The following is a 7,070-nucleotide window of genomic DNA, read 5'->3' as shown; positions in this document are numbered from 1 at the left end:
CCTGTTGAATAGTCTCTGTGACTTCCTTTTTTAAGTTTTTCTAACCACATAGGATTGAACTTCCAGGTTTCTGGATCTTCGTAGTAAGCATCTATAGCCATTCTATATGCTCTAACAGTAGTGGCAACATAGTATGCTGTTTTCATTCTACCTTCTATTTTTAAAGATGTTATACCACTTTCAAAAATTTGTGGTATATATTCTATCATACATAAATCTTTTGTATTAAAGAAGAACTCTGGATCTATATCTTCTATAACCGGAGTGTATTCACCATCTTTTTCTTCCATCAGTGTATATTTCCATCTACAAGATTGAGCACAAGAACCTTTATTAGCATCTCTTCCTGTTGTATAATTACTAATTGTACATTTTCCTGAATATGACATACACATAGCACCATGTACAAATGCTTCTATATCCATATCTGCTGGTACATGCTCTCTAATTTCTTTAGTCTCGGCAAAAGATAACTCTCTAGCTGTAACTATTCTTTGCGCACCTTGGTTATACCAGAAATTTGCAGCTATATGATTTGTTGTACTTGCTTGAGTACTTATGTGTATTTCCATATTAGGTATAGTTTCTTTAACTACTTTAAAAGTTCCTGGATCTGAAACTATTACAGCATCAACACCTATTTCTTGAAGCTCTAGTAAATAGTCTCTAAGGATTTCTAAGTCTTCACTTCTTGGAATTATATTACAAGTAACAAATACTTTTTTTCCTCTTTCGTGAGCAAACTCTACACCTTCTATCATATTTTCTTTAGTAAAATTTTTAGCAGCTGATCTCATTCCAAATATTTCTCCACCTATATAGACTGCATCAGCTCCATAAGTAAATGCAATTTTTAATTTTTCTAAATCCCCAGCGGGGGCTAATAATTCTACCTTTCTCATATTGTCTCCTTCTATCATATTTCCTTTTCTTATATACGATTAATTAAATATTAATTATTAAATCAACATTTTTTAAATATGTTCTATTTGAACTTTTCCATACTTATTATACCACAATATTCAAGTTTTAAATTATTTTTACTTTTTAAATATGATTTTTAGAAAAATACTTTATATAGTTTCTCCATAAAAATATATACTTAATTAATTTTTAAGTTTATTTAATACAAAAAAGGAGTTGCCACTTATGATTTCATATCGAGGCACTCCTTGTTTTCTAGTTTTTTGTAATAAATTCCATTATAGACTTATTTTTTCTATGTTCTTATCTAGCTGTCTATCTTTATAGTATAATTTCATCTTTTCCTGAGATTGATTTACATCTAACTCCAGCGGTTTTATTTCTTTTTTATAAACATATCTAAATCCAGCAAAGCTTAATACTACAGAAGATAATTCTGCAATCAGAAATGCCAACTATACAAAGTTTAAATTATCAGGCTCAAATAATAAATAAGCCACTGTAAGTAATACTACAAGCTACCTTAAATACTGAAACAATTAAACTTAATCTTCCCTTTCCTAAAGCTTGGAACATAGAACTAACTATTATTCAATATACATTTTCGCTGTGTTTTAGTTGTATACGCAACTATGTTCCATAATTAATGGGTATCACTGCTATAAAATAGTTAGTAATACCCATTAATTCAAGTGTATATATCTTTATTTATTTTCCTAAGAAATATTTATATTTGACAACTACAAGACTTTGTATTAAAAAGTTAATTAAATAAATTTATAATAACATTAACTTTAGCACAAATAAGATTGCTAAAATAATCATTACTACTGAAACTTTTTTTCTTTCTTCTTTTGGCACAATTAAATTATATAATAAATTAATTACAACATATGATAAAACTCCAAGAGTTAAACCATCACCTATTGAGTAAGTAAATGCCATACATCCTATTGTTATAAATGCTGGCACACCTTCAGTTATATCATCAAAATCTATATCTTTAACTGAAGTTAACATTAAATAACCAACATATATTAAAGCTGGTGCAGTTGCACAAGAAGGTATTGCTATAAATATTGGAGATAAGAACATTGCTACTAAGAATAATACTCCTGTTGTTATAGCAGTATATCCCGTTCTACCACCTTCTAAAACGCCTGTTGAGCTTTCAACATAAGTAGTAACTGTTGATACCCCAAGACCTGCTCCTATTGTAGTTGCAAAAGCGTCTGCAAGTAGAGCTCTACCAACATTAGGAACATTACCATCCTCGTCTATCATATTAGCTTTAGAGCAAACACCAACTATAGTTCCCACTGTGTCAAAGAAATCTACGAATAAGAACGTACAAACAACTAATAAAAAGTTAGCTAAATTGGCTGGATTTAAAGCATAAGAAAAATCTAGTTTTCCTGCAATTGGAGCTATACTTTCAAATTTAAATACTCCACTTGGCAAGTATATTCCTAATTCTGCTGCTTTTGCTGGATCTAGTAATGCATATCCCCAAGCTAATACAGAAGAAACTACTATTCCTATCAATATAGAACCCTTTACATTTTTCTTAGATAAAGCAGCTATTATAACCACACCTATTAAAGTCACTATAACTGCTGGAGTAAAGTGACCCATTGAAATTAATGTTGAGTCATTGTTCACCACTAAACCAGAATTTATAAATCCTATTATTGCTATGAAGAAACCAATACCACCTGAAACTGCTAACTTCATATTTTTTGGTATTGCATTAACAACTGCTTCACGAACTTTGAATAAAGATAAAATTATAAATATTATACCCTCAAAAAATACTGCTGTTAAAGCTATTTCCCAACTAACTCCCATACCTATAACCACTGTATAGGCAAAGTAAGCATTAAGCCCCATACCTGAAGCTAGTGCAAATGGTAAATTTGATAATATACCCATAAGAAAACATCCTATAGCAGCAGCTAAACAAGTTCCTGTTACTAATGCTCCTGCTGGCATTCCTGCTTCTGATAATATACTTGGGTTAACAGCAATTATGTATGCCATTGTTAAAAATGTTGTAACCCCAGCCATTATTTCTTTTTTCATGTTTACATTTTTGTTCTCTAATATAGGGAACAATTTTTGCATTGTAATTGATTCATTTTGTGTTATCTGCATAAATAAACACCCCTCCATAATAAAATAAATAGTTTAATTAATAATTCCTAATAAGTATTTTATTTCAATTTTATTTCTTTAATACATTCTATAAAATACCACCTGACGAATTTAATTTTAAGATATTTGTTATCCATTGTCAATAGATACGAATTATTTTTTCATCATTTTAATTTTTATTCGTAATATTTTTTAAATAATATGCTTAAATTATACATTTTAGTCATAAAAAAAAGAACCTATTAAAATTAATAAGCTCTTTTTATAATTATTGTTTATGTCTCACTCTAAGAGGTATATCCATATCTTTGGCTAATTTTTTTGCATTGTCAATCTCTTCATCACTTATTTCATCTACTACTGAAAAACTAACATCTTTTAGATACTTTTTACACTGGCTAGCAAATTTTAATAATGCATCAAAAGATTTTTCACCAAATTTTGGTCTAGTCACTTCATAGTATCTTTTTTTATCTGGAGCATTTAAACTTATTGATACGGCATCAATACTATCTTTTAAAAGAACAGCTGTATCTTTATTATGAATCAAATCAGCTAAACCATTTGTGTTTATTCTTATTTTTATATTTGATATACTCTTTATAAAATTAGATATTTCTATAATTTCATTTAACCTAACTAAAGGTTCTCCATATCCACAAAATACTATCTCTTTATAATCATCTATGTTAAACTTTTTAAACTCTTCCTTTACTTCTTCAATACTAGGTTCATGATCTAACCATAAACTTCCACTATTCCCCACATGATCTGTTTCCATTCTTATACAAAATACACATCTACATGGACATTGATTTGTAATATTAACATAAAGGCTATCTCCTATTGGATATAGTATTGTCATATCTATCCTCCCAAAATAATATCATTATTTATTTTTTATAATCTCTTTTATTTTTAGTTTATCAAAAACTACACCTATTGTTATAAATAGTATAAAACTTCCTACAGGCTGTACTAATCCTACTAAAGTCATTATAAAACCTGCTAAAATATTTCCCATCATAATTCCATCTGCTATCATATATAATACAGTTCCTACTATTCCTGCTATAATTCCTGCTAAAACATTTCTAGTATTAATAATTTTTTCACTTTTATTTGTAAAAAATAATACCAATATGGGTTTTATAATTATAGTAGCCCATACCCAATGAGCAGCACCAGATAAGATATCAGCAAATCCTGCACCAATAGCTGCTGCAAAAGCTGCATAAGGTGTAGGTAGTAATACAGCTGCTAAGTATATAAAAGTATCACCAACATGCATAAATCCACCATTTCCCCCCACTGGAATACGTAAAAAGTATGCTGTTGTCAAACAAATAAGTGCTGCAAATAAAGCAGAACTAACTAATGTTCTTGTCTTAAATGAAATATTAGACTTTTCTTTTTTAGCATTTTCCATAGTTTTCTCCTCCTCTAGTCTTCATTTATTTGTTTATAATTATAGTACAAATTATGTAAATAATCATTCATTGTTAAAATATAATAGCATTGTATCAGTACAATTAACCTTCATTCTACTCGTATATTAATAAAAATCAGATATAAATTAAAAAGACCTACTTAAAATGTAGGCCTTTCTATTCTATTTCTCTTCTTTTTTCATTTATTTTTTCATATTTTTTGTAAGTTTTGATTCTTCCATTCTATCTTTCATATCTCCTGCTATTTGTCCTGCATCTATAGCCATGTCTTTGACATCATCTTTTAAATCTTCAGCTGTATGCTTCATAACATGTCCTACTTTTTCAGCAGCATGACCTATTCCACCAGCCATATGCTTAACACCATTACTTACTATATCCATACCTTTCATAACGTCATCTTTTAAATCTTTCATTTCTTCTTTCATACTTTTCATTTTGATTATTCCTCCTAAATTTATTCTTAGGATTATTTTCTACTTATTTATGAAAATTATTTACGAAAAATAAATTATAAAAGAGACTGAATTTTTTTTACTTTCCATCTTGTATTGTAGATTATGACTTTTTAAAATTTCACTTACTATATAAAGTCCCAATCCACTTCCACCAGTTTTTCTATTCCTTGATTTTTCAATTCTATAAAAAGGGTTAAAAATTTCTTTTAAATATTTATTTTCAATAGTAACACCTGTGTTTTCAATATCAAAAATAATTCTTTTAGTAGTTTTAGATTTGTAAGCTTTAATTATTATTTTCTCATTTTCAGGAGAATATTTTATTGCATTATTTATTAAGTTATTTAAAGCTTTTGTTATTTTATCCTTATCCGCTTTTATAACTAGATTTTTTTCAATTTTACAACTTAGTTCAAGCTTTTTTTCTTCTAACAAGAAATTTTGTCTATTTAATAATGTATTTAATAAATGTGTAAAATCTATACTTTCAATTAAAAGATCTTTTTCCAATATTTCTCTTTTAGATATTTCCATCATTTCATTTACTAAGAACTTTAGCTCTTGTGTTGCTTCATAAGATTTTTTTAAGTAAGTTTCTCTATCTTTATATTTTCCCACATTATATATCATCCCCTCAAGTTGACCACTTATTATTGTAATAGGAGTTTTAAGCTCATGGGAAATTGTAGCTATAAATTCTTTTCTCTTTTTTTCTTCTTCTCTCTCTTTATTAATAATCTCAATTAAAGGCTTCGTTATAGTATTTGAATAAATATATGCTCCCAATAAGGCTATCAAAAATGCAGAAACTATTATCAAAGGCATTATATTTCTTAGCACTGTATTAGCTTCATCAATTGGCTGGAGAGGCATAGCAATTTCTAAGTGATAGGTTTCATTATTATCTTTTAGATTGATTATAGCCTTTATATTATATTCTTTAGTTTGATTATAGGAAGGTATATCTTTGTTGTACTTATTAGTTATATGTTGCTGATTCTTTCCAAAAACAATATACCCTCTATTATCAGTTAGAATTATAGCAACATTTTGTTTTTTCCCTAAAAAATATAGCCTTCCTTGAAGTTCTTCTAAATCATAAAACCTGGAATCTTCAACTATTGATTCTACACTATCTTGTAAAGATTTTATTTTATATTGATGATAATATGCTGGCATAAAAAAGTACAAAGTTAAATAGATTATGAAAGCTAAAAATAAAAGAAGTCCTGAAGTTATTGTAAATAGTTTATATTTAATATTTAAGTTATTCCAAAACTTCGATATCTTTTTCAAGTGTGTATCCTATCCCTTTAACTGTTTTTATATATGGTAAACTTATCTTTTTCCTAATATTTTTTATGTGAGCATCTACAATTCTAGTGTCACCATAATAATCATATCCCCATATAGAATCTAATAAACTTTCTCTAGTTATCACTTGAGGATATTTTTCTATTAGTGTCTTTAAAATATTAAATTCTTTTAAAGTTAATTCTATATGCCTATCATCAAGTTCTAAAGAATATGTATTTAAGTCCAATTTTAATTTATCAAAACCTAATACATTACTATTTACATTATTTTTACCTCTTCTAAGTACTGCTTTTACCCTTTGCATTAACAAACTAAATGAAAAAGGCTTGGTAATATAATCATCACATTCTAAATTAAATCCTTTTAATTCATCACTTTCTTCATTTAAAGCTGTTAAAAATATAATTGGTACATTAGAAGTTTGTCTTATCATTTTACAAACTGAAAAACCATCAATGTTTGGCATCATTACATCTAGTAATATTAAGTCGTATTCCTTTTTTTTAAAACTTTGGATACCTTCTAGACCATCACTTGCATAATCAACATTATATCCTTCTGCTTTTAAAAACTCTACTATAAGTTCTTGTATATTTGAATCATCTTCTATAACTAAGATTGATGTATCCATTTAATCACTCCTATTTTTCTTCAAAAATTTCTTTTTACCTTTATATTACTACATATATGTGAATTTATAATGAACTTTATTATAAAATATATTATATTTGATTATTTAAATATCTACAAATATAAACATCTTAAT

Annotated in this window: 8 protein-coding genes; all 8 read right to left on the bottom strand. The window is 27.4% G+C overall.

Going from position 1 to position 7,070, the window contains the following annotated elements; all coding sequences use genetic code 11:
* On the bottom strand, positions 1–902 hold a 902-nt coding region (locus tag J7G74_RS00060), incomplete at its 3' end, for a peptidase U32 family protein (protein ID WP_297130109.1).
* A gap of 300 nt (positions 903–1,202) precedes the next feature.
* Positions 1,203–1,379 carry a hypothetical protein gene (locus J7G74_RS00055; protein WP_297130106.1) on the bottom strand — a complete coding sequence of 59 codons (177 nt, stop codon included), beginning with the start codon at positions 1,377–1,379 and terminating at the stop codon, positions 1,203–1,205.
* 322 nt (positions 1,380–1,701) lie between these two features.
* The gene (locus tag J7G74_RS00050) at positions 1,702–3,078 is read right to left on the bottom strand and encodes an NCS2 family permease (RefSeq protein ID WP_297130103.1); all 1,377 of its coding nucleotides are present in this window, start codon (positions 3,076–3,078) and stop codon (positions 1,702–1,704) included.
* 268 nt (positions 3,079–3,346) lie between these two features.
* Complete coding sequence (locus tag J7G74_RS00045; protein ID WP_297130100.1) at positions 3,347–3,943, bottom strand: TIGR04100 family radical SAM protein; 597 nt, start codon at positions 3,941–3,943, stop codon at positions 3,347–3,349.
* 24 nt (positions 3,944–3,967) lie between these two features.
* A complete protein-coding gene (locus tag J7G74_RS00040; RefSeq protein ID WP_297130098.1) occupies positions 3,968–4,507 on the bottom strand; it encodes a TIGR04002 family protein in 540 nt (179 codons plus the stop codon).
* A gap of 204 nt (positions 4,508–4,711) precedes the next feature.
* Entirely contained in the window at positions 4,712–4,966 is a 255-nt protein-coding gene (locus J7G74_RS00035; RefSeq protein ID WP_297130096.1) for a hypothetical protein, read from the bottom strand.
* A gap of 60 nt (positions 4,967–5,026) precedes the next feature.
* The gene (locus tag J7G74_RS00030) at positions 5,027–6,283 is read right to left on the bottom strand and encodes a HAMP domain-containing sensor histidine kinase (RefSeq protein WP_297130094.1); all 1,257 of its coding nucleotides are present in this window, start codon (positions 6,281–6,283) and stop codon (positions 5,027–5,029) included.
* Positions 6,255–6,935 carry a response regulator transcription factor gene (locus tag J7G74_RS00025; protein WP_297130089.1) on the bottom strand — a complete coding sequence of 227 codons (681 nt, stop codon included), beginning with the start codon at positions 6,933–6,935 and terminating at the stop codon, positions 6,255–6,257. Before J7G74_RS00025 ends, J7G74_RS00030 begins: the two co-directional genes overlap by 29 nt.
* Positions 6,936–7,070 lie beyond the last annotated feature (135 nt).

Source organism: Terrisporobacter sp., assembly GCF_017888745.1.
Lineage (GTDB): Bacteria > Bacillota > Clostridia > Peptostreptococcales > Peptostreptococcaceae > Terrisporobacter.
Note: the sequence above shows the minus strand (reverse complement) of the source record. Positions and strands in the feature narration are given on the sequence as shown.

What these genes read in the sequence shown, in the direction of transcription:
- J7G74_RS00050 (WP_297130103.1), bottom strand. Translation starts at nt 3,078, where the DNA reads ATGCAGATAACACAAAATGAATCAATTACAATGCAAAAATTGTTCCCT.
- J7G74_RS00045 (WP_297130100.1), bottom strand. Translation starts at nt 3,943, where the DNA reads ATGACAATACTATATCCAATAGGAGATAGCCTTTATGTTAATATTACA.
- J7G74_RS00040 (WP_297130098.1), bottom strand. Translation starts at nt 4,507, where the DNA reads ATGGAAAATGCTAAAAAAGAAAAGTCTAATATTTCATTTAAGACAAGA.
- J7G74_RS00035 (WP_297130096.1), bottom strand. Translation starts at nt 4,966, where the DNA reads ATGAAAAGTATGAAAGAAGAAATGAAAGATTTAAAAGATGACGTTATG.
- J7G74_RS00025 (WP_297130089.1), bottom strand. Translation starts at nt 6,935, where the DNA reads ATGGATACATCAATCTTAGTTATAGAAGATGATTCAAATATACAAGAA.